The organism is Pseudoalteromonas undina (assembly GCF_000238275.3).
GTDB lineage: Bacteria > Pseudomonadota > Gammaproteobacteria > Enterobacterales > Alteromonadaceae > Pseudoalteromonas > Pseudoalteromonas undina.
Map to the genome: position 1 here is coordinate 271,468 of NZ_AHCF03000003.1, position 21,279 is coordinate 292,746.

Below are 21,279 nucleotides of genomic sequence, written 5' to 3' on the forward strand. Positions count from 1 at the left end.
ATGGGTGTGTATTTAAATTTTTCCGTGTTAGCAAAGCGTACTTTTTTTAACGCGCTGACAATTGCGCTTTGCTTTATTATTACCGGTTGCAGTGGCGCAAGCAGTGCAATTAAATCTCAGCGCCCGTTTATTCCTAATCAAATACAAAGCCTCGCTCATGCTCAGGTGGTTGCCACCTTTCCTGAGTCCAACCCCAGCAGCAGAGAATATGTAAATAATCGTGGCACCTTTAAAGCGTATAAAGGGCGCGGAAAATTATTACTACAAAATGAAAGTGCCTTAAGTGCTGATATTTATATTAATAATAAAAAGTTAGCGCTTGATACCCTGCAAAAAAATACTGAGTATGCCTTTAATTTAGGGCAGTACACTCACAACGGAGTTAACACTTTTAAGGTTGATAACATTCAACCTGCTGACGGCAGTTTAACTCTGCGATTTGCCTTTGCTACTCTAAATAGCTCAGTGGCTAAAACCATTGATTTTAGTGCGGTAGATAAGCTAATAGAAAAAGATGTAAGTGCGGGCTTTCCTGGTGCGGTATTAGCGGTAATTAAAGCGGGTAAGATATTAAAATTAACCGCTTATGGTGATGCCAAGCAATATCAGCAAAATGACTTAATGTTGTTACGCCCAGAGCCCATGCAAACAAATACACTCTTTGATTTAGCCTCAAACACAAAAATATTTGCTACTAACTTTGCGTTAATGAAACTAGTAAGCGAAGGGCAATTAAACATAAATAACAGAGTGAGTGATTACCTAACAGAATACCAAGGCGATGGACGAGAGCTGCGCCAAGTTAAAGACTTACTCACTCATAAAGCCGGTTACCCACCGGTGTTTGATTTTCATCGAAAAGACACCCGCTATGGCGAAGCTTTTTTTTCACAAGCCAGCGACACCACTAAACAATTACTACTTACCAGCGTACCACTAGCCAGTGAGCCAAGCGCTCAGCATGTTTACTCTGATATTGATTACATGATTTTAGGAGTTTTAATTGAGCGTATTAGCGGCCAACCGCTCGACGAATACCTAGAGCAGCATATTTACGCGCCTTTAAAGCTTAACAACACTTTATTTAACCCGCTTAAAAAAGGCTTTAATCGTCAGCAGTTTGCCGCCACGGAGCTAAGTGGAAATACCCGCGATGGCCGTATTCATTTTGATAATATTCGCACCAATGTATTGCAAGGGCAGGTACATGATGAGCGTGCTTTTTATTCACTTGATGGTGTAGCAGGTCATGCAGGACTATTTAGTAATGCCCCCGATTTAGCCGTTTTATGCCAAGTGTTACTCAACAAGGGCGGTTACGGCGATAAGCAAATTTTTAATGCCAGTAGTTTGGCGCAGTTTTTAACCCCACAAAGTACCGATGAAACCTACGGCTTAGGCTTTCGTCTTGCAGGAAATAATCAAGCGCGGCGCTGGCACTTTGGCCCGTATGCCAGCCCACAAGCTTATGGACACACAGGTTGGACTGGCACAGTAACTGTGATTGATCCCGCTTACGATTTAGCCATCATCTTACTTACCAATGCACGCCATTCACCAATTAAAGGTAGTGAAAAACGTTATCAGTTTGTAGGTAAAAACTATGAAACAGCTCAATATGGTTCTATTGTTTCATTAATTTATGAGGCGCTGTTAAATCAGTAAACTCAGTGAGTGACTTAATGGTGTAAATCTATTAAGTTAACTGCTTACTATTAACTAACCAAGGCTGTTAAAGCCGCGTTTATTATAAAAATTAAAAAGGTTTGTTTATGCATTGGTATTCTATTTTGCCACCGCTGATTGCCATTATTATTGTGTTTTGGCGCAAAGAAGTCATTATGGCACTGCTTGTTGCGGTAATTTCATCGGAATTTTTACTTGCCCTACAAGGTGAAGGAAATAGCGTATTTACTACGTTTTTAAATAGCATTGAGCGCATAGTTGCTGTGGCCAGTTCCCCCGGTAATACCCGTATTCTCATATTTAGTATTTTAATAGGTGCCTTACTTGCCTATATTCGCGAGTCTGGCGGTGTTGCTGCTACCGTTAATTTACTAATGAACAAAGGCGTTGCTAAAAGTAAGCGCCAAGTGGGCTTTTTAACTATGTTTACCGGCGTTGCGGTATTTATAGAGTCAAACTTAAGTGTGCTTACCTCGGGTATTTTATCTCGCGGCCTGTTCGACAAATTTAAAATGAGCCGCGCGCGTTTAGCTTACATAATCGATAGCACCAGCGCCCCTGTGTGTATTTTAATTTTATTAAATGGCTGGGGTGCATTTGTACTGGGCTTGTTAGGTAATTACGAATTAGGCGAGTCGGCGGTATCGGTATTGTGGGGCAGTGTAGGCTATAATTTTTACGCCATAATCACCTTGGTTATTGTTTTTTATACCATTGCCTTTGATAAAGTACATGGCCCAATGAAAGTAGCCGAGCAAAAACTAGAGCTACAAACAACCGAGCTAAAAGAAGAAGTAAAAGGTTCTAAAGCACGCTTTATGTTGGTGCCATTACTTACGCTGATTGTGAGCATGGTCGGTTTTATGTTTTACACTGGTAACGGCGTACTTGCCGAGGGCAGTGGTTCAAAATCGGTATTGTATGCCACGGTGTTGGCTATTGTTGTGGCCTATTGTTTAATGATTAGTTCGCGCCAGTTTACCCACCACCAATTAGTCGATACTGGCTTTAAAGGCATGGGCGAATTACTCCCGCTGGTAAGTATTGTATTGCTCTCACTCACCTTGGGCGCAAGCTTAAAAGAGCTAGGTACAGGGGTGTTCGTGGCATCTTTGGTTGGCGATTACTTACCAATATATTTAATAGTGCCAGTACTGTTTTTAACCGGTGCGGTTATGTCGTTTACTACAGGTACATCGTGGGGCACATTTGCCATACTTATCCCCATTGGCGTACCGCTTATTCAAGCGCTTGGTTTACCGCCATCGCTGGTGGTAGGCGCTATTTTAGGTGGTGGGATATTTGGCGATCACTGCTCCCCTATATCCGACACCAGCGCAGTATCGGCCATCGCCTCAGGTTGTGATTTACTCACCCACGTTAAAACCCAATTACCTTATGCGTTAGTGGGCGGCGGCCTAACGTTTGTAGCTTACTTAGTAACGAGCTTAATTGTTTTGTAGGTTGGCTAGAGCGTAGCGAAACCCAACAAAGTGAGTGAGTTTAAAGCCTGCAAATATGCAGGCTTTTTTGTTTGTCATAGCAGCAATAACACAGCACTCACTGATGAATTAACTTTTTATATTTGGCGGGAGTTATTTGCAAAATGGCATTGAATTCATTGTTTAGATGGGATTGATCAGCAAAACCGCATTCAAGAGCGAGTTGTGCCAAACTTAGCAGTGGGTTTTCTTTTATCAATTTTTTGGCCTGCCTGACTCTGTAAATACGTGCTAAGTGTTTGGCGGTAATGCCGCAGGTATTTTTAACGTAACGCTCTAATTGCCGTCTGCCTTTTGGGCTATCATCGTAAGCAGTAGTAAGTGGAGTAAGATTGATTATTTTATGGATCAGTGTTCGTGTATGCTCAATAGTATGATGATGTACTTCTGGTGCATTGAAGTGTACTGATAATAAATCAATAAATGAATCTAAACTCGCATGTTGATTAAGCGCTTGTGCAATACCCGTTAAAGTGGTTGGGGCAACAAGGGAATGATTAACCTTTTTTAGGTGAGCAAGCCCTGCGGGCTTAAACCTGATCCCACAAAAAATGGAGCCTGCAGTAAATGTCACTTTTTCTGATTGAGTTGATATGGTTTGCATGGAATAGGGGAGATTTAATGGTTTGCCAGCTAAGTTAAGCTGCCCAGAAATTAAAAATATCACCCCTTGGGCACCATCGCAGGGGAGCCAGCTCTCACCTGAAAATTGGGCGCGAGCAAACCAAAGTGCTTGTACATAATTTGCGATATTGCCCGTTGGACTATAAAGCTCAAGTAATAGTTTATCGTTCATTAAACTCAACAGTCGGTTTAAACATTTTCACCATGCGATTCCAGCTATTTATAGCATTGATTGCCACTGTGAGGGTAACTAAATTTGGTTGATCAAATAACTCGGCAAGAACAAGATAAAAGTCATCATCAATGTTCTGTGACAAGGTTAACTTTTCGCAAAGCGCTAATGCAGCACGCTCTTTCTTGTTATAAAGAGGCGTGTCTTGCCACGCATTGAGGGCAATAATACGGTTAATACTTTCGCCATACTCCAGCGCTTGTTTGCTATGCATTGCTAAGCAATACGCACATTGGTTTAACTGTGATGTTCTTAGTTTTAGCAGCTCCCAAATTGTTAATCCAAAGCTTGCTTCGACTTTCCGTTTGATCAGTGCTTCTTGCTTAATCAAGTAGGTCATTAACTCGGGTTCAACTGTATAGTAATTAGCTCTTTGCATAATCGTTCCTAATAGATAAATAACAGTTATCTAGTTTAGTGACGAGTAAATAAAAATAATTGCAAAAAAGCGACTTTCGCTAATAAGTTAATGGTAAAAAAGCTCTGGCAATAGCAAGGATCAGTGTATTAGTTTCTAAAGCTTACCCTTTGGCTCTATATGGTAAATACCTATGGCGTCGATCCCAAGATACAAATCACCATTTGGGTGGCTAGAGTACAACGATAAAATCACTAGGGGATTGTTTAAATTGTAGGAGGAGTAAAAGCGAATTTCACCACTGAGGGCACAGAGGCGCTTCGCTGCACAGAGGTTAAATATTGGTAGTAGGAGACGGCTTTAGCCACGAAGGGTTTAACACCCGTGATAGATTGACCATCTTAGGTACTGAGCTTTCTAGCGCGTGTTACTAACTGTGTAAAAACCTTATTCAAGGTTTTTTCGCGCTGGCGACTACAGCCAAAGAGGGGCTGCCGCTGGCCCCTCTCTGGACTCTCCCAGCGCCACCCGAGCATCACACTTAATCCTTCAAAACATAATTGATGTGAACGTAAACGGCGAAGATACGCCAACTTACACATCCTGTACGCTCCCCAGTTCGGCCATCCATGGCCTCTCGTTCAAAGCTACGCTTTTCACCCATGGCCTAGTTTCGCCTTAACGCGCATTGCCTACATGGATGTAGGTACTTAGGATTTGTCGGGAACAAAATCCTGCCATGCGCGATATTACTCATCAATTACTTATTTTCTGGACGTGATGACGGGGGAAGGGTGTTAAACGTGAGGTTGGTGTTTGGTCTTGGCAAGATGCAAGACCTGACCCTATGCATTTCTTTTGTATGCTACGGTGTTGGCTATTGTTGTAGCCTATTGTTTAATGATTGGATCGCGCCAGTTTACCCACCACCAATTAGTCGATACCGGCTTTAAAGGCATGGGCGAATTACTCCCACTGGTAAGTATTGTATTGCTCTCGCTCACCTTAGGCGCAAGCTTAAAAGAGCTAGGTACAGGCGTGTTTGTGGCATCTTTGGTTGGCGATTACTTACCGATATATTTAATAGTGCCAGTGCTGTTTTTAACCGGTGCGGTTATGTCGTTTACTACAGGTACATCGTGGGGCACATTTGCCATACTTATCCCCATTGGCGTACCGCTTATTCAAGCGCTTGGTTTACCGCCATCGCTGGTGGTAGGCGCTATTTTAGGTGGCGGGATATTTGGCGATCATTGTTCCCCTATATCCGACACCAGCGCAGTATCGGCCATCGCCTCAGGTTGTGATTTACTCACCCACGTTAAAACCCAGTTACCTTATGCGTTAGTAGGCGGCGGCCTTACGTTTGTAGCGTACCTAGTAACGAGCTTAATTGTGTTATAAACACATTTCAGAGCAAGACAGTTCCAAACATTCAAAAGCCTGCTTAATCGCAGGCTTTTTTATTTACACGTAGGTTGGGTTGAGTGACACGAAACCCAACGGAACGCCAGTTTATTTAACAGCTTTAAAGCCGAACGTATACACTGTTTTTTAGGCGCTTAGCTTGCTAGCGCGTCGGGTGTGAGCCCGAAAAGTTAAATATAGCTTAAAATCTTATCCAAGCTTGTGCTTACCATCATTGCTTGTAGTTATTGCAGTTTGTTAACGGACATAATTGTTTAAATAGTCAAAAGGCTTTTATGTAAAGTTAAAGCCTTACGTACTTTATGTTCAGTATGAATTCATATTGACAGTATTTATTAGGGTGGTAATCTAACAGGAGCAGTGGCGCATCGCCATTCCGCTTTAAGTGATTTTTTATGATAGGTACTGTTATCTTCGGATGACTGTTTTAGATGTCTTCGGATCTACTAAAACAACAAGGGGCTGCCCTGCCGCATTGTCTGAGCCGGCAAGCGACTGCAGCCAATATGGTATGCCTGGCAAGTTAGTATTTAGGTCTAAACCTTTCAATATCATCATTTATTTAAAAGCGGCTAGATATTAACTCCTATTGTATGGATTGCCAGGCCTACATCATGAAAAGGATTTTTGTGTCTTTAGATTATCAGTATTATGTAAAAAAACGAGTTTCTCGTTCAATTCCTTCATTAGGCGTATTAAAAAGAACCTTGAGTATTACTGATTCAGAGATAACACAATTTTATGCTTTACTCGAAAATGGTAAGGCGTATAGAAAAGTTGTTGGTACTTTTAAAAGCTCAGGGGTGGAGCGGTTAGTTTATGATCCTGACCCATTAGTTCGTAAAATTCAAAGAATGATTAACTCTCGAATTTTCAACCCTAAAAAACCTAAAGAAGGTCTTATTTTATGGCCAACATATCTATATGGTTCAGTGCCTAATACTTTTTATTTAAACGAGGGGAAGCTAGAGTTACAATCAAGAGATTATATATCTTGTGCGAAAACTCATTGCTTAAGAAAAAGTGTATTAAAAGTTGATATTAGTGATTTTTATGAAAATATTCATAGAGAAGATGTATTTAATATCTTTAAAAATGTTTTAAAGTATAAAGATGACGTTTCCAGCATTTTAGCTGATTTTTGTACTTATGAAGACAAAATCCCTCAGGGTGGACTCACTTCTAGCTTCATTGCTTCTGCAGCTCTTTTTGATGTTGAGCCTAAACTAGTTCAAAGACTTCATAAAAAAAAGTTGAATTACACACGTCTTGTAGATGACATTACAGTATCAAGCTTTCATAGTAATTATGATTTTAGTTTAGCAATAAGCCTAATTAAAGAGATGTTACTTAAAAAAAACCTTCCTATAAATGAAGATAAGTTAATTATCTCGAATCACAGTAACTCTGCAACGTTAGTTCACGGTTTACGTGTTAATTTTAAGGAACCAAGATTACCAGAAAATGAGATTTCAAAAATAAGAGCTTCTGTTAGAGGATTAGAGAGGTTGGCCGAATGCTCTGCTTATCGAGTAAGTAGGGACTATAGAAAAAGCCATGCTATGTGCATGGGAAGAATAAATAGAATGCAAAGAATAGGCCACAACAAAGCCAAGCAACTTCTTGTAAGGGTTCTTAAAATACTCCCTTTACCTTCACACAAAGACATTATTACATGTAATAAACTTGTTTATCGACTAGAAAAAAATCATCCTAATGACAAATATAAATACTCTTATAAACGAATTTATAACTTGGCACATTTCGAATTAAATATTTTACAGAGAACTTTTAAAGCGCAAGCAAAAAGTTTAAGAAATAGATTAAGAGAGGTAAAACCAGGTGAAATTTAAAGATATCGACCCTCTTGAGTCTTTTAAATTAATGATACAGGTATATCTAGTTGCTGCTCTAGTTATATTACTTTGTGTTTTTATCCATATATATAAACAAGAAAACTTTTCTCAAATGCCGATTTGCTTATCTCTTGAATGTATTGGTTCGTTTTTCGAGAAATTTAAGCTTGCTGTTGATGTATTTGATTACCTGATAAAAGCCTTATTAACCGGTGTTACCATTTTTAGTTTTTACTACGCACTAAAAAACTATATAAGTACTACTAAAGCAGCCAAGACTACCATCCACTTGACTAATTTAAATACCTTTAAAGATTATCTAATATCTGAATCTCAGAGTATGAAAGTACTTAATGTAAAAAAAATAGATACTCTAAAATGGTATAATTTGATTTACCCTGACTCTAGAGCTGGAGAGTTAGATATATCAGATAATTATAAAATGCTTATTAATGACATTAACCTTTTGATTGAAGAGTCGAATAATTACTTTTTGGGTGAGTCTACAAAAGCAACTTTTTTTGATTATAAAAATCACCAAACACAAATGATAAAAGTATTAAGAAAAATTGGAATTGAATTAGCTCGTTCACCAAGAAATAATCTAAAGGAAGCTGAAAAGTCTGTTTTTGATATTATTAATAAAGTTAATAAAGAATTTTGTGGTAAAAAAGGCCCTAGTTTAATTAAAAAGCAAAAATATAATTAGAGCCTATTTTAATTTAGTGTTTAAGCCCCACACATCTTAACCTCATCTCCAGCATGCTTCAGCGCAATAATCTGTCCTTTCCTGTTATGTGCCATAGCGAGTATGTCACCCGTATTTATATTACTTTCTACTGCGTGCCTTCCCTTTAAATCACTGAGCAGTGACTGCTTAATTTGTACCAGTACCTCGTCATTGCAGCTGGCTATGTACCAGTCGTTGTCGACCTTTACGAGCGTGCCGTATTCTATATGGTGTTGTTGATGGCGGCGTAAGTCGTTTGCTAGTTGGGTGTCGAGCGCGCGTTTTTGTTGCGTTATAGTGCTTGCGTAGTTACCTGTTTGATCTATTTCATGCGTTGTTATAAACGAGTAGTCGTGTATGTCTATGGTGTTTAATACGGTTTTAGGGACAGTATTTATCACGTTGTTACTGTCGAGCACTATAAAAGCCAGTAAGCCCAATGCGCAGGTAAGGCTTGTGAGTTGCAGGGCAAAGCCAAGCTTTTTAGGTTGTTTTTGGATTACGCTATGTTTTAACGCCTGTTGCTGAGCGTGCGAAAGTCTGGTGCGTGCTTTACGCTCGTTATAATGTTGTGTGAGCTTTTCATCAAACTGCTCATCAGGCTTGTTCATTATAATCTCCTAATAATTGTTTTAGGTTTTGTTTGGCGTAGCGTAGCCTTGTTTTTATGGTTTGGGCGTTGCTTTGCGTTATAAGTTCTATGTCGGCAAGGCTAAAGCCTTCTTGTTGTAAGGTGATGGCTTCGCGCTGCACAAAGCTAAGTTGCTTGAGCGCAGCATTAAACGCTTCATAACTTATGTATGTGTCGCCTATGTGTGAGTCACTACTTGTTAATTCACTTTGATTGTTATTTTGCGCAGGCAGTTGGCTGTTTTCGTCAAGCTCGACAAAATGTTGCTGTTTGCGGTATTCGTCTATCAGAGTGTTACGTGCGAGTCGAAATAACCAGGCTTTAGGCGTGGTTTGCGCTTGGTACAGATGGCGCTTTTCGATTACTTTGAGCCATGTTTGTTGGCTTATATCGTAGGCTAACTGTGTATTAGACTGGGTAACTAGGTAGTGATATAAATCGTTACTGTATAAGGCAATAAGCTGCTCTAAGTGGCAGTTGTCGCCACTTTTTGCATACCGCGCCATGCAGTCTTTGCTTGGCGCTTCAAATAACCATGACTTAATACTCAATAGCATAGGCGCTTATTCCTTTACTGCGAACTGTCTAATTTAAAATCAAGCTGTACGGTTTGACCTGTTTGTAATTGTGCCACACCTTCAATTACTTTTGGACGATATTTCCAGCGTTTAATGGCGCGAAGTGCCTCGCGATCAAATATGCGTTTTGGCTCGGAATTTACTACCGTGGCATCAATCACTTCACCAGTGGGTGAAATATTAAAGCTAAGTTGCACCCAGCCTTCTATACCATCACGAGCTGCGCTAGTTGGGTACTTTGGATTTATGCGCACAATGGGTGAAGCATCTCCCGTAGGACGGGTCAGTGTTTGCTTCATATCGTTACCAAATCCGTCAATTACTATGGGTGGTGCTGTGCTTATTGCTGTTATTGGCTCATTACTAGGTGTTACACGTGGTGGTGCTTTAGGCGGCACTTTAGGTGTGGGTGGTGGCGGTATTCTTTTAATATGCGTGGTTTGTTTATCTTCTGGTGCTTGAAAAATCTCAACAGTAATATCATCACCCAATTTTATAGGTGCTCTTTGTTCGCCACTAATTAAGTATTGCATAAAGGCAAATGCAATAAAGGTCATCACAGCACCGCCAATAACAGCTGTTGATGTTTTGAACATGGGGTTTTTAGGAAATTCAAGTGTGTGCATAAGCCGCTCCAAATTAACTTATTATGTTGTTTCAGAGCTATAACGGCTGAAAAATAGAAAAGGGGTTAAATAGTTTTAAAATTTTATTAAAAATACAGGGGTAGTATTTAACCTATATAAAAGGTCTCTTGATTTTTTTATTTTGGGTTGGCTAAAAAGAATGTAGTTAATTTAAGGTTTGCCTGTTATTTTCTATTTTATTTACTCTAGGTAGATGAAATTTAGAGCTTTAAGTTGCTTCCCTGCTGTTGTTAGATTTTACTTCTCAGTAGTGGCGGTGGCAACATTCAGGCATGCTCATTAAAAAGGATTTTATAAATGAAAAAAGCAATATTCGTTTTTTTATTATTTGTTAGTGCGTGTTCATATTTCGAAAGTGAAACAGAGCAAGCTAATCGTTTATCCAAAACACACCAAGTAGACATTCAAGCTGGTGAACCCCGTTTATTTTTCCCTGAACAATTTGCAGTTAGTGATGGAGAGCCTCCAATTCTTGAAATGGAAATGACTACGCTTGCAGATGCTTCTGAGTCACTCGATGGTATTGAGGCCGCATTAACGACCTATCCTCCAGGGTTTGTTGCTGAAGCAATTGACGCTATTTACCTTTCTGGACCTATGCTTATAGAGGGGGCTGCTGCTGGAGGAACCTATTCAAGTAATTCCATAATTCTAGTTAATCTCTCAGGATGGAATGGCACGAATTTTAATTTCGAAAATTCGTTGAAAGGGGTTCATCATGAATTAAGCTCGTTAGTTTATATACGTTCACCTTTCGTTATTTTTGCATGGCAAGCTTTGCTGCCTAAAGACTGGGAGCCCGCAGCATCTAATTTTGACGCGCTTACAAAGTATAAATCTGCACCCGATTATAACGCAGGCTTTTTGTCTGATTATGGTAAAACCTCTGTCGGAAACGACTTTAATATTTATGCTGAATTTGCCTTTGCTGAACCTGAAAAACTGCGGGAACTTGCCGCTACCTATCCAATAATAGCTAAAAAGTTGAGTTTGTTTATTACCGCGTATACGCAGTTTTCGGCTAAATATCAGCAAGACTTTGAAGATTATTTTGCGAGAACCGGTTTGAGTGATGTTGCTGTACAGCCTGATAATTTTGAAATGACTATCCATTTAGATTTAAGCGATATAAAGCCACAGATAAGCCAATAAAGTTTTGCTTTTTGAGCTGTTATCTCTGATTAGCATTATGCTAGAATCGGGCTTATCATATAATAAATAAGGATATTTTTTTGGATATTATCATTGGTCAAAATGTGCTGAAGAAAAAAGCGCAGCTAACTCAACTTTCCGAGCGCGCTATTGGGCGAGCTTTCAAAGAGCAAGCCGCTTTGGCAATCCAAATGACGCAGTGCAGCGCAGCGGTTTATCGCCGCTTACAACGCACCTATAAATCTACTGTAACTCCTAGGGATCAAAAGCGTGTTAAAGCCGGTGGCTTAACGACACAATCAGTTGTTTTTTCTACCAGCAATAATAGTCAAAAATCTTTTAATAGCTTACTTCCAGCTATGCGTGGCGGCGCTTCAGCGCCTGGTAGTGTTGCAAAAACATCTAACGATGTTGCTATTGCCTCAAATCAGCCCCAAGCAATCAATCTATTAGCTTTATTACACCCAGTGATAAACGAAGATATTATGAAAACAGGTAATAGTGTTGAGAAAGCAGCAACTATTTTAGGCCTTGTTACTACAACTGTTGGTTTTGCTGTTCCTGGTGGCAGTGTTGCTTCTTCAATTGTGAGCTGGGTTGGTAGTGGTGCTACTTATTCAGGGTTTACTATGTCGAGAATTCGCCCTGACGCCCCTGATCGTGCATATCACCAACTAACAAACTATATTACTTGCTTGGCTGCATGGAATAAAAAGGCATGCGAATTAATTGATATTGCAGATCCAAATGGGAAGTGGACTTTTCGAGATATTGAAACAGGGTTTGCTTAAAAGCTAAAACAATTAAGGGAGTATAATTACTCCCTTAATTGATGTTTGCTTAGCGTGTTTTGAAAGCATTAAAAGCAGTATAAGTTAATTTTTCACGTCATCTTCGTGAAGATCTTTAAACAGCTCCCCTTGGGGATGCACAAAAAATTCATCATCATCTTCATCTACTACCAACATTTGATCTTGCGCGGTAGTTTCTTCAATGCGCGGATCCATCGTAGCTGCAAGTGGCGAGTTGGTAACATCGGATGTACCGACCACATAATCACTGGGCTCTGGCTGTTCAACTTTTTGTTTAGAGTTAATAAAGGTTAGTAGTAAGTACATAGCCACGGTTAATAGCGAAATTGACGCATACAATGCTTGGTGACCAAAGTAGGTCATCAGCTGTGCGTTAACTGTTGAGCCTATTGCTGCACCGGCGCCAAAAGCGACTAATAATGCAGATGATACGCCTACGCGCTCTTCGTCCTCAACACGCGAATTAGCTAGCGCCGAACAAAGCGGATATAAAGTAAACGCAAATAAACCAAAGATAAAAGTGAGTATGTAAGCTATTAGTTGTGAAGTAGGCAATAAAAACAATGCCAAACTTACAACACCGATAGCTGCTGCATTAGTTCGAATTAATACGCTACGACGAACGCGATCAGAGAGCATCCCCATTGGCCACTGGGCTAGCAAACCAGCAAAAATAGTCACCGACATAAAAATAGCAATTTCTGCGGCACCAAAGCCAGATAGCTTAGCAAATATAGGCGCTAGGCCATAAAAACTACCATTGATAATGCCTGCAAAGTGCACCGCAGTAAGCGACTGTGGCACTTTTTTAGCGTAATCAAACAGGCTCATTTTTATCGGCTTTAAGGGTTTGGGGTGAATTCTGCGAGTGATAGAAATTGGAATAATACCGATAGCCAACGCCATGCACACTAAAAATAGCGGTGCATACCCTAGCTCAGGAAATTGTGCGAGCGCTAGTTGGCCTAAAATCATGCCTAAGTAAGAGGTGATCATATAAAAAGAGAAGACTCGCCCGCGAGACTCAGGCGCTGATTGTTCGTTTAGCCAGCTTTCTAGCACCATGTAATTACACATCATCCCTAAGCCAACAAAAAGCCTAAGGCCTAACCATATATATAGATTGTCGCTTACTCCGTGTGCGGCCACACAGGCAGTAACCGCCGCAGTACTTGCTGCAAAGGTTCTGATGTGACCCACCGATTTAATTAAATGATAGCCAAGTTTTGAACCCAGTAATAAGCCAAGGTAATAACACGAGGTCATTAGGCCTATCCAAAACGTAGACGTGCCTTGTTTACCTAAGTAAAGGGCTAAATAGGTTGTAAGTAAGCCGGTACCAATAATTAAAAATAAATTGGCAAAATACAGTGATGGAAATGATTTCATTAAGATGCAAATTATGAGCTAAGACAACTAGATACTAGAGCAAGCATGAAGGTTTTCCAAGCTGTAAAAAATGTGCTCTGTAATAATGAATACTCAGTATAAGAATATAGAGCGGTCGATAAATTATTTATTGATAAAAATAGCTTTGGATAAAATAGCGACCTAAAAAATCGGACGGTTAAGTGCGATGCTAGAATAGCGAGTGTATTGCGGGTATTATGCATAAAGATAATTTTCAGCATTACTTACTCTTTAGAGAGGAGCTAATGGCAGCAGTAATATTTTTTGGAATTAAAAATGACCAGTGATAATCAAGCTATAAATAAGCGTAAAAAGAATAATCCGCTTATCGAAATCGTATTTAATATCATCATACCTTCAGTCATTTTAATGAAATTTTCAGGGCCTGAATATTTAGGCAGCGTGATTGGTTTAATTGTGGCGCTTATATTCCCTATTAGTTACGGTATTTATGATTTTATAAAAGCGGGCTCATTAAATTTTATTTCACTTTTGGGCTTTTTAAGTACTTTGCTTACCGGTGGTATTGCGCTGTTTGAGCTTAATGTTGAGTGGTTAGCAATTAAAGAAGCGGCTATACCAGCAATCATTGGTTTTACCGTGCTGATGTCGGGCTTTTTTGGTAAACCCTTGCTAGCCAAGCTCTTATTAAACTCACTTTTATTTAAGTTAGACACTATTTACGATGCCCTTGATGAGCGCGGCAATACGCAAAACTTTAAACAAAAGATTACTAATGCTAATTACTTATTAGCGCTGACCTTTGTGTTTTCATCAACGATGAATTACCTCTTAGCTAAATGGATTGTTACTAGCCCAGCAGGTAGCGTGGAATTTAACGAGCAACTTGGTGAAATGACGCTATTGAGTTATCCAGTGATCGCGATTCCATCTATGATAATGCTGATTGGAATTTTTATTTATGTGATTAAAGTGCTGACCAAGCTGACCGGTATGAAGTTTGAAGATATGGTAAATGCCGAGTAGATAAAACGCATAAAAAAACCGTTGCTTAACAACGGTTTTTTTTGCTATCAATATTTACTTGTAGTGAGAGTAAAGTTGGTAATTAGTTCTGTGGTACGGAATAAGTTTATAGTTTGGTTGTAAAAAAGTGACTAAGTCGGTGAGTTCAGATACGGTCATGGTATCGTTAAATACCGTCATTTTTGAGCTGCCATCTTCATTTCTGGCGTCGGGTCTATAAGGCCTAGAAAACCGATGTGAGGGGTTTATCACTGACGTGACCAGCTCAGCATAAGTAATTATTTTGGTTTTATTACCTCCTAGCTTAATAGAAATATCGTCATGTTTTGTTACGCTGCTATCTTCAACGCCTGCAAGGGTGTGACATGCCAAGCACTTATATTTTAAAAACACGGCTTTACCTTGTTCTGCATTCCCCTCTGGCAAGCTAAAACCTCGTGGAGAATCAACTCCTTTATCACAGCCTGTGAGTGCAATTAAACACACGATTAGTGGAGTGTATTTCATTAGAGCTCCTGTATTCTCAAATTAATTTTACGCATTACTAACGCAAATTCATTTGCGTCAACAAATGCTTCTTTTAAGAAATAGCCTAATTTGAGTGTAGTCAAAGAGTGGCGAATAGCCTAATTGTTGTGCATATATGCTCAAGGAGAATAACTAAAGAATTGAATGATAATTAATGATGGAATGAAACATCACAAGCATGAAAAAGCCCAGCAACTTGCTGGGCTTCGTAAACTAAACGTTTATCTTAAATATTAACTGTTCAATTGACCCGTAGATGATTCTATATGGGCGCGAACAAACCACTGGTATTGCTCAAGCTCTGCAAGTTGCGCAATGATCATATCTTCAGATACCGGATCAAGATCACCGAGTGACTCAATAGCTTTACGGTGATCACCGTTAACGCCGTTATATACTTTATCTAAGGCGGCTAGGTGTTCAGTTACTAAACCTTTGCCGATAGCGTAATCTTCCCATGAACGACGATCGACAATTGATTTTGGTGTACCAACAGGCACGCCGCCTAAAGTGGCGATACGTTCTGCTATGGTGTCGGTCATTTCACGCACAGTTTCAACTTGTGGGTCTAGCATCTCATGTACGCCAATAAAGTTTGGACCTACTACATTCCAATGAATATGTTTTAAAGTTAGCTGTAAATCAATTAGCGCTACCATGCGATCTTCTAGAACAGATATTGCTTTATTTGCTGATTCGTTTTCTACACCGGGAGCGGTAAATTCAGCGACTTTGTTTGCATTATTACTGTTACTCATTATTCCTCCTGCTATTTTAAAATAGTGTTCGCTTTACTCAAGTGAGTGTTTTAATTGCGATAACGAACACGTCTTGTACTAATAGAAGCAATGGGCATGCCGATAGATTATTTAATTTAAGTAATTGAAATTTAAGGGTTTAATTTTTATTTAATAAACTTTTAAGGAGTGTTTAGCTAAAAGGGTATGAAAAATATGCACTTTTTTGTAAATTCTGCAAAATCGAAGTGCTAAAAATTGTTAGCAAATAGCTTGCTCTTTATAGTTGTTCTAATGGAGGTATTGTCATTGTTGATTAATGATCTGTTACATATACTCAACCCAAAGATCTATTAAAGGAGAAGTGTATGCTGAGGTTTTTTTCCATCGAGCAAGGAGTGATCAAAGAGTTAGAGCCGTTGCCCGATACTCCTGTTGAAGTATCCATAAGGAATGCACATTGGATTGATACTATTAATCCAACACCGCAGGAGCAAAATGCGCTTGCAAAAACGCTCAATATAACTTTTCCTGATTCGGTCGATGTAGAAGAGATTGAAACGTCGTCAAGGTGCTTTATCGATAGCGAAGGTTTGCATGTACATGCATTGTTTATGTCACCTAACGAAGGACGGTTCAATACTGTGACTGTAGCTTGTTTGTTGCAAAACAATTGCTTACTTACTATTCGTGATGAAGAACTGGCTGACTTTAGACTATTGCGCTTAAGAGCGCGCAAAGGTCAGGTGGCATGTGATACGGCAAAACAGTTATTAATTACTTTATTTGATCAAAAAGTTGAAAACCATGCTGATATGCTCGAAGACATGCATCATCAATTAGAGAAGCTTAGCGCATATGTACTTGAAGAAGATAACTCAGACCTAGAAGAAGCGGTTGGTCGCATAGCTCGTTTAGAAGATGCTAATGGTAAAGTGCGTTTATGTTTAATGGATACTCGACGCAATATTTCGTTTTTAATACGTCGTTTAGGCGCGCAAAATGATGAGCGCGAGTCACTTCGAGAAATCGTACTTGATATAGAAACCTTAATGTCACACTGTACCTTTCTGTTTGATAAAATAAACTTTTTGATGGATTCAACGCAGGGCTTTATTAATATTGAACAAAATCAAATTATCAAAACTTTCTCTATTGCTTCAGTGGTTTTCTTACCGCCTACAGTAGTGGCTAGTGTGTATGGTATGAATTTTAATATAATGCCAGAGTTACATTGGGAGTGGGGTTATCCATTTGCAATTGGCATTATGTTGCTGTCGGGCTTCGCCCCTTATTTATTTTTTAAACATAAAGGGTGGTTGTAATACTTTAATGTTGCAAGCTGAGCGCTCAAATCATTAACCGGGATACTGATGTGCTTTTAATACTTCAAGCGGAATAATGTCGAGCGCTTTTTGGTTTGTCGCTTCAAGTACCACAGGAGGAGCAACGTTCGCAGCAATGGCATGATACCAACGAATCGCACATAAGCACCACTTATCGCCAGCTTTTAAACCAGCAAAATCATACAAAGGATTAGGGCTAATTAAATCGTTGCCTTGCGCCTTGGAAAACTGCAAAAATTCGTCGGTCATAATGGCGCATACACTATGATTGCCAAAGTCTGAATCTGGTACATAGCAAAACCCCTCACGGGTATAGCCACCGTTACCACAGCAAAGTTGTAAGCGAGTTCCTAGTACATTTAATTGATTAGCCATATGAAAACTTACCTTGTAATAACCATTAAAAGCAGGGTGTTTACCATAACAGGCTGTTAGTGACTTAGCTATCTATGCTGTTAATTTTATATATCTGTTAAGTGAGTAAAAACTGCATTTGGCAAAGCTAAATACAGTTTTCATTAAAGAAGAATATTTACGAGAGCAGTGCTGCAGCTAAACGTACAAAATCAGAAGACGTTAAAATACCTACTAGCTGACCTTGCTCGCTCACAACGGGCATGCAACCGTGGCGATTATCTACAAAAAATTTAACGACATCTGATAGCGGCTGCTCTGGGGTTACACTAATAAAATCACTCACCATAATATCTTCTACTTTTGTGAGTTTTTCTTTGCGTTGTAATGCATTAGCACCAAACGTTGCCATGATACCCATGACTTTGGCGACCATTATTTTTTGTGTGAGCATACCGACAAATGCGCCGTCTTCGTCAATAACAGGAATATGGCGAACGTTTTTTTCTTTCATTAAATTATGTGCGTCATGCAAAGTGCTTTTTACGTTCACTGAAAATGGGTTCGGTGTCATTAAGTCTGTAACGTTTTGACTCATGTTTATTCCTTTATATTATCTGTGGTGTATCAGCTTATATTAGCGCTATTTTTAAGCTTTGCACCTTATTCAGATCAAGGTTTTTACGGATTTTATAAACTGAGGGAGAAGAGGCAACACTTAATTAAATGCCAAAAAGCATTTAATTAAGTGATAAAACTACAGGTAAATGTTATTCATAACCACGTGGTGTTTTTGTTTTAATAACAGCAATGTATCCATGCCAACTAGCGTAACTAAGTAGCGGCATAATAATAATGAATCCAGCGGCACCTGCAGCAAAGCCCAGCGCTACCAGTACAAATATACAAATTGACCACACAACCATGGCTGCAAAGTTTTCTTTAACTGCGTGGATTGAAGAAACGACTGCGGTCATTATATCAACTCGTCTTTCCATCATAATTTGCGGCGTAAATGCAGAAATTGAAAACACACTGACCAGTAAAATCCCACCGATAATGCTGCCTATAGTTAAAAACGCAGAAAGTTCTTCAAAGGTGGGGTTTACATGGTTTGGGTATAACGCATGCACAATTGCAGCTAGGCGCATCCAAATAATCATAATTACCATGAGTAATACCGCAAAACCCCACTCACCTACAGGGTTACGAAACATTGATTTTAATGAATGGCTTAATGTAGGTTTGTGGCCTTTTTCAAGTTCCCAGGCTACATCGTATAGGCCAACGGCGAATACCGGACCGATTAAAGCAAAAGCAACGGTTGCAGGTAAAATAGCTAAGTGGCTGTCGGTAAGTACAACAGAGTAAACAATCGCTACCGGAATAAGCGTGAAGATTAAACCGTAAATTAAACTCAACATGGGCGCGCGCGCCATATCTTTAAACGCTAACGAAAGCCAATGAAAAGCGGCAAATGTATTTACTTTGTTGCACTCTAAACAACGTGCGAATTTAGTGTCTTTGTCTATTGTGTTTGTAGTTGGCATAAAGATGCTCCTTTTTTAGTCACCTTTTAGGTTTAGAACATAGATGTTTTATTTACAACTCATAAACAACTTATACGATTGATTTAGTCGCATTGTTCATTTGTTAGTCATTTTTGTTGGGTTAGCTATTTTGTTTATTTAAATATATGTTTGAGCATGTACTTAAAAAGTGGGTTCGTATTTCTTTTCCACAGTGGTAATCTAAGCCCTGAAGCTAATTTTAAGAGACCGTAATGAAGGAAAATAAACAACAATTTCAGGGAGCTTTACTGGGTAGTAAACGGTTTTTACCTCTGTTTGTGACGCAGTTTTTCTCTGCTTTAAATGACAATGTTTATAAGCAATCAATCCTACTTATTTTAATTTTTCAGGCTGCTACGGTAGCTGATGGTGCCTTTTATTCTAATCTGGCGGCAGGATTATTTATTTTACCGTTTTTTCTATTTTCAGGCATGGCTGGGCAAATTGCAGAAAAGTTGGAAAAATCAAAACTAATCAGCATCGTAAAGTTTTGCGAAATACCTATTATGCTGGTGGGCGTAGTATCGATTTTAACCGAGCAGGTTTGGTTAATGTTAGGTACTGTATTTTTAATGGGTTTACAAAGCACTTTTTTTGGACCGCTTAAGTACTCTATTTTACCGCAGCATGTGGCCCCAAATGAACTAACTAAAGCGAATGGACTGGTGGAGTCGGGTACTTTTGTAGCAATTTTATTGGGCACGGTATTTGGCACCTATTATATAACCCAAGCAGCGGGCCCTATTTATATCAGTATCGCAATAGTAAGCCTTGCAGTTATTGGCTTTTTAAGCAGTCGATTTATTCCTAAAAGTGCAGCCAATGATGCTAACTTAAAAGTATCGATTAACCCTATTACTTCAACCAAAAGTGTTTTTAATGCGCTTAACGCACAAACCGAGTCGGTGGGTAAGTCAGTATTAGGGATCAGCTGGTTTTGGCTTATTGGTGCGGTGATACTAACGGCGCTCCCTAACTACGTAAAACATGTAATGGGAGGCGATGAGTTGGTGGTGACGGCTGCTTTAGTGGTGTTTTCGTTGAGTATTGCATTAGGATCTTTATTGTGTGAAAAGCTATCGCGATCACGTATTGAGTTGGGTATTGTGCCTTTTGGTGCACTGTTAATTACCTTATTTTTATATTTATTAAGTCAAGAACCTGGCATTGAATCTTATCGTTTAGTTAATGAGTTGCAGCTTACTCTTGAGCAAGTAATTAATACTGGCGATATGCTATGGCATTTTGTTTGGATGGCAGGAATTGGTATTGCCGCAGGGTTTTATACGGTACCTTTGTATGCACTCATTCAGCAGCGCACTCACCCCGATAGCCGTTCACGAGTAATTGCAGCTAACAATGTATTAAACGCATTGTTTATGGTTGGCAGCGCCGTTTTAAGTATTGTTACTTTAACGCTATTACACTGGGATATTTCACAATTACTGTTGTTATTAGCAGGGCTTAATTTACTAATATCGCTGTACATATACACCAAAGTACCGGAGTTTTTCTTACGTTTTATTATCTATATTTTAGCGATTTGTATGTATCGTGTGCGCACTAAAGGCCAGCTCAATATTCCCGATGAAGGAGCTGCGGTGGTGGTAAGTAATCATGTTAGCTTTGTTGATTGGATGTTTATTTTAGCGGCGTCACCTAGGCCAATTCGATTTGTTGTATTTGCACCTATTTATTATTCACCTGCACTTAATTGGTTGTTTAAAATGGCCAAAGCTATCCCAATTGATAGTCAAAAATCAAATCCTAAGGCGTTTAATAAAGCTTTTGATGACATTGCACAAGCATTGGAACGTGGTGAGCTGGTGGGTATTTTTCCTGAAGGAAAGCTCAGCGGTGATGGCGAAGTTGATGTGTTTCGCCGTGGTATTGAAAAAATAATTCAGCGCACGCCTGTGCCTGTTATCCCAGTTCATTTAGATGGATTATGGGGCAGTATGTTTAGTCGAAAAACTAAATGGCGACTACCTAGACCCAAATGGTCGTTGGTGAGCGTAGCGATTGGTGAGCCGGTTGCGTCTGAAAATGTGAGTGCCGATGACTTACGTGATCGAGTACTTGCTTTAAAGTAGCTTTACAATAAAAAAGC

Annotated in this window: 20 protein-coding genes and 1 pseudogene; 10 read left to right on the forward strand and 11 right to left on the reverse strand. The window is 39.4% G+C overall.

The genetic code is table 11. The annotated features are described in order from the left end of the window. On the forward strand, positions 1–1,665 hold the full coding sequence (gene pbp4b / locus PUND_RS04845; protein WP_052024234.1) for a penicillin binding protein PBP4B: 1,665 nt from the start codon (positions 1–3) through the stop codon (positions 1,663–1,665). A gap of 107 nt (positions 1,666–1,772) precedes the next feature. Beyond that, a complete protein-coding gene (locus PUND_RS04850) occupies positions 1,773–3,149 on the forward strand; it encodes a Na+/H+ antiporter NhaC family protein (RefSeq protein WP_021033151.1) in 1,377 nt (458 codons plus the stop codon). A 97-nt stretch (positions 3,150–3,246) separates the two neighbouring features. Here the strand turns inward: PUND_RS04850 and PUND_RS04855 are convergent, their stop codons facing one another. Both PUND_RS04855 and PUND_RS04860 read right to left on the reverse strand, forming a co-directional pair. Further along, on the reverse strand, positions 3,247–3,984 hold the full coding sequence (locus PUND_RS04855; protein WP_010393061.1) for a helix-turn-helix domain-containing protein: 738 nt from the start codon (positions 3,982–3,984) through the stop codon (positions 3,247–3,249). Then, positions 3,974–4,423, reverse strand: a complete 450-nt coding sequence (locus PUND_RS04860) for a carboxymuconolactone decarboxylase family protein (RefSeq protein ID WP_010393059.1) — start codon at positions 4,421–4,423, stop codon at positions 3,974–3,976. The genes PUND_RS04855 and PUND_RS04860 overlap by 11 nt, the downstream gene beginning before the upstream one ends. Before the next feature lie 834 nt (positions 4,424–5,257). Here PUND_RS04860 and PUND_RS04865 point away from each other — a divergent pair. The 3 genes and pseudogenes from PUND_RS04865 to PUND_RS04875 all read left to right on the forward strand — a co-directional run. After that, positions 5,258–5,806, forward strand: a pseudogene (locus PUND_RS04865) (Na+/H+ antiporter NhaC family protein); the annotation flags it as partial. Between the two features lie 653 nt (positions 5,807–6,459). Further along, on the forward strand, positions 6,460–7,683 hold the full coding sequence (locus tag PUND_RS04870; RefSeq protein WP_041709636.1) for a reverse transcriptase family protein: 1,224 nt from the start codon (positions 6,460–6,462) through the stop codon (positions 7,681–7,683). Continuing rightward, positions 7,673–8,395: a retron Ec48 family effector membrane protein gene (locus tag PUND_RS04875; protein WP_010387545.1), complete on the forward strand. Its 723-nt coding sequence runs from the start codon at positions 7,673–7,675 to the stop codon at positions 8,393–8,395. The genes PUND_RS04870 and PUND_RS04875 overlap by 11 nt, the downstream gene beginning before the upstream one ends. Before the next feature lie 20 nt (positions 8,396–8,415). Here the strand turns inward: PUND_RS04875 and PUND_RS04880 are convergent, their stop codons facing one another. Genes PUND_RS04880 through PUND_RS04890 form a run of 3 tightly spaced genes read right to left on the reverse strand, consistent with a single transcriptional unit; the run spans position 8,416 to position 10,251 of the window. After that, positions 8,416–9,027 carry a hypothetical protein gene (locus tag PUND_RS04880; RefSeq protein ID WP_010387546.1) on the reverse strand — a complete coding sequence of 204 codons (612 nt, stop codon included), beginning with the start codon at positions 9,025–9,027 and terminating at the stop codon, positions 8,416–8,418. Continuing rightward, positions 9,014–9,604 carry a sigma-70 family RNA polymerase sigma factor gene (locus PUND_RS04885; protein ID WP_010387547.1) on the reverse strand — a complete coding sequence of 197 codons (591 nt, stop codon included), beginning with the start codon at positions 9,602–9,604 and terminating at the stop codon, positions 9,014–9,016. The genes PUND_RS04880 and PUND_RS04885 overlap by 14 nt, the downstream gene beginning before the upstream one ends. Before the next feature lie 14 nt (positions 9,605–9,618). Beyond that, entirely contained in the window at positions 9,619–10,251 is a 633-nt protein-coding gene (locus PUND_RS04890; RefSeq protein ID WP_008111380.1) for an energy transducer TonB, read from the reverse strand. A 318-nt stretch (positions 10,252–10,569) separates the two neighbouring features. On the opposite strand from PUND_RS04890, the gene PUND_RS04895 reads away from it, so the two are divergent. Then, on the forward strand, positions 10,570–11,424 hold the full coding sequence (locus tag PUND_RS04895) for a hypothetical protein (RefSeq protein WP_010387554.1): 855 nt from the start codon (positions 10,570–10,572) through the stop codon (positions 11,422–11,424). Positions 11,425–11,504: 80 nt separating this feature from the next. Continuing rightward, on the forward strand, positions 11,505–12,215 hold the full coding sequence (locus PUND_RS04900) for a hypothetical protein (RefSeq protein WP_010387555.1): 711 nt from the start codon (positions 11,505–11,507) through the stop codon (positions 12,213–12,215). 84 nt (positions 12,216–12,299) lie between these two features. On the opposite strand, the gene PUND_RS04905 is transcribed toward PUND_RS04900, so the two are convergent. Continuing rightward, positions 12,300–13,625 carry an MFS transporter gene (locus tag PUND_RS04905; RefSeq protein ID WP_010387556.1) on the reverse strand — a complete coding sequence of 442 codons (1,326 nt, stop codon included), beginning with the start codon at positions 13,623–13,625 and terminating at the stop codon, positions 12,300–12,302. Positions 13,626–13,922: 297 nt separating this feature from the next. Here PUND_RS04905 and PUND_RS04910 point away from each other — a divergent pair, with 297 nt between their 5' ends. Further along, positions 13,923–14,633: a VC0807 family protein gene (locus PUND_RS04910; protein WP_010387557.1), complete on the forward strand. Its 711-nt coding sequence runs from the start codon at positions 13,923–13,925 to the stop codon at positions 14,631–14,633. A 54-nt stretch (positions 14,634–14,687) separates the two neighbouring features. Here PUND_RS04910 and PUND_RS04915 read toward each other — a convergent pair whose 3' ends face one another. Together PUND_RS04915 and dps are read right to left on the reverse strand one after the other, a co-directional pair. Continuing rightward, positions 14,688–15,140 carry a c-type cytochrome gene (locus PUND_RS04915; RefSeq protein WP_010387558.1) on the reverse strand — a complete coding sequence of 151 codons (453 nt, stop codon included), beginning with the start codon at positions 15,138–15,140 and terminating at the stop codon, positions 14,688–14,690. A 254-nt stretch (positions 15,141–15,394) separates the two neighbouring features. Continuing rightward, positions 15,395–15,919 (reverse strand): DNA starvation/stationary phase protection protein Dps, encoded by a 525-nt coding sequence (dps, locus tag PUND_RS04920; protein WP_010387559.1) that lies wholly within the window; start codon positions 15,917–15,919, stop codon positions 15,395–15,397. 347 nt (positions 15,920–16,266) lie between these two features. Between dps and corA the strand changes: the two genes are divergently transcribed. Beyond that, complete coding sequence (corA, locus tag PUND_RS04925) at positions 16,267–17,223, forward strand: magnesium/cobalt transporter CorA (protein WP_010387561.1); 957 nt, start codon at positions 16,267–16,269, stop codon at positions 17,221–17,223. 33 nt (positions 17,224–17,256) lie between these two features. Here corA and PUND_RS04930 read toward each other — a convergent pair whose 3' ends face one another. The 3 genes from PUND_RS04930 to PUND_RS04940 form a co-directional block, all read right to left on the reverse strand. Further along, a complete protein-coding gene (locus tag PUND_RS04930) occupies positions 17,257–17,619 on the reverse strand; it encodes a DUF2237 family protein (protein ID WP_010387563.1) in 363 nt (120 codons plus the stop codon). A 157-nt stretch (positions 17,620–17,776) separates the two neighbouring features. After that, entirely contained in the window at positions 17,777–18,196 is a 420-nt protein-coding gene (locus PUND_RS04935; RefSeq protein ID WP_010387564.1) for a CBS domain-containing protein, read from the reverse strand. 172 nt (positions 18,197–18,368) lie between these two features. Continuing rightward, positions 18,369–19,148: a DUF2189 domain-containing protein gene (locus tag PUND_RS04940; protein ID WP_008111401.1), complete on the reverse strand. Its 780-nt coding sequence runs from the start codon at positions 19,146–19,148 to the stop codon at positions 18,369–18,371. A 233-nt stretch (positions 19,149–19,381) separates the two neighbouring features. Here PUND_RS04940 and PUND_RS04945 point away from each other — a divergent pair, with 233 nt between their 5' ends. Beyond that, positions 19,382–21,262 carry an MFS transporter gene (locus PUND_RS04945; protein ID WP_010387565.1) on the forward strand — a complete coding sequence of 627 codons (1,881 nt, stop codon included), beginning with the start codon at positions 19,382–19,384 and terminating at the stop codon, positions 21,260–21,262. Positions 21,263–21,279: the final 17 nt, after the last annotated feature.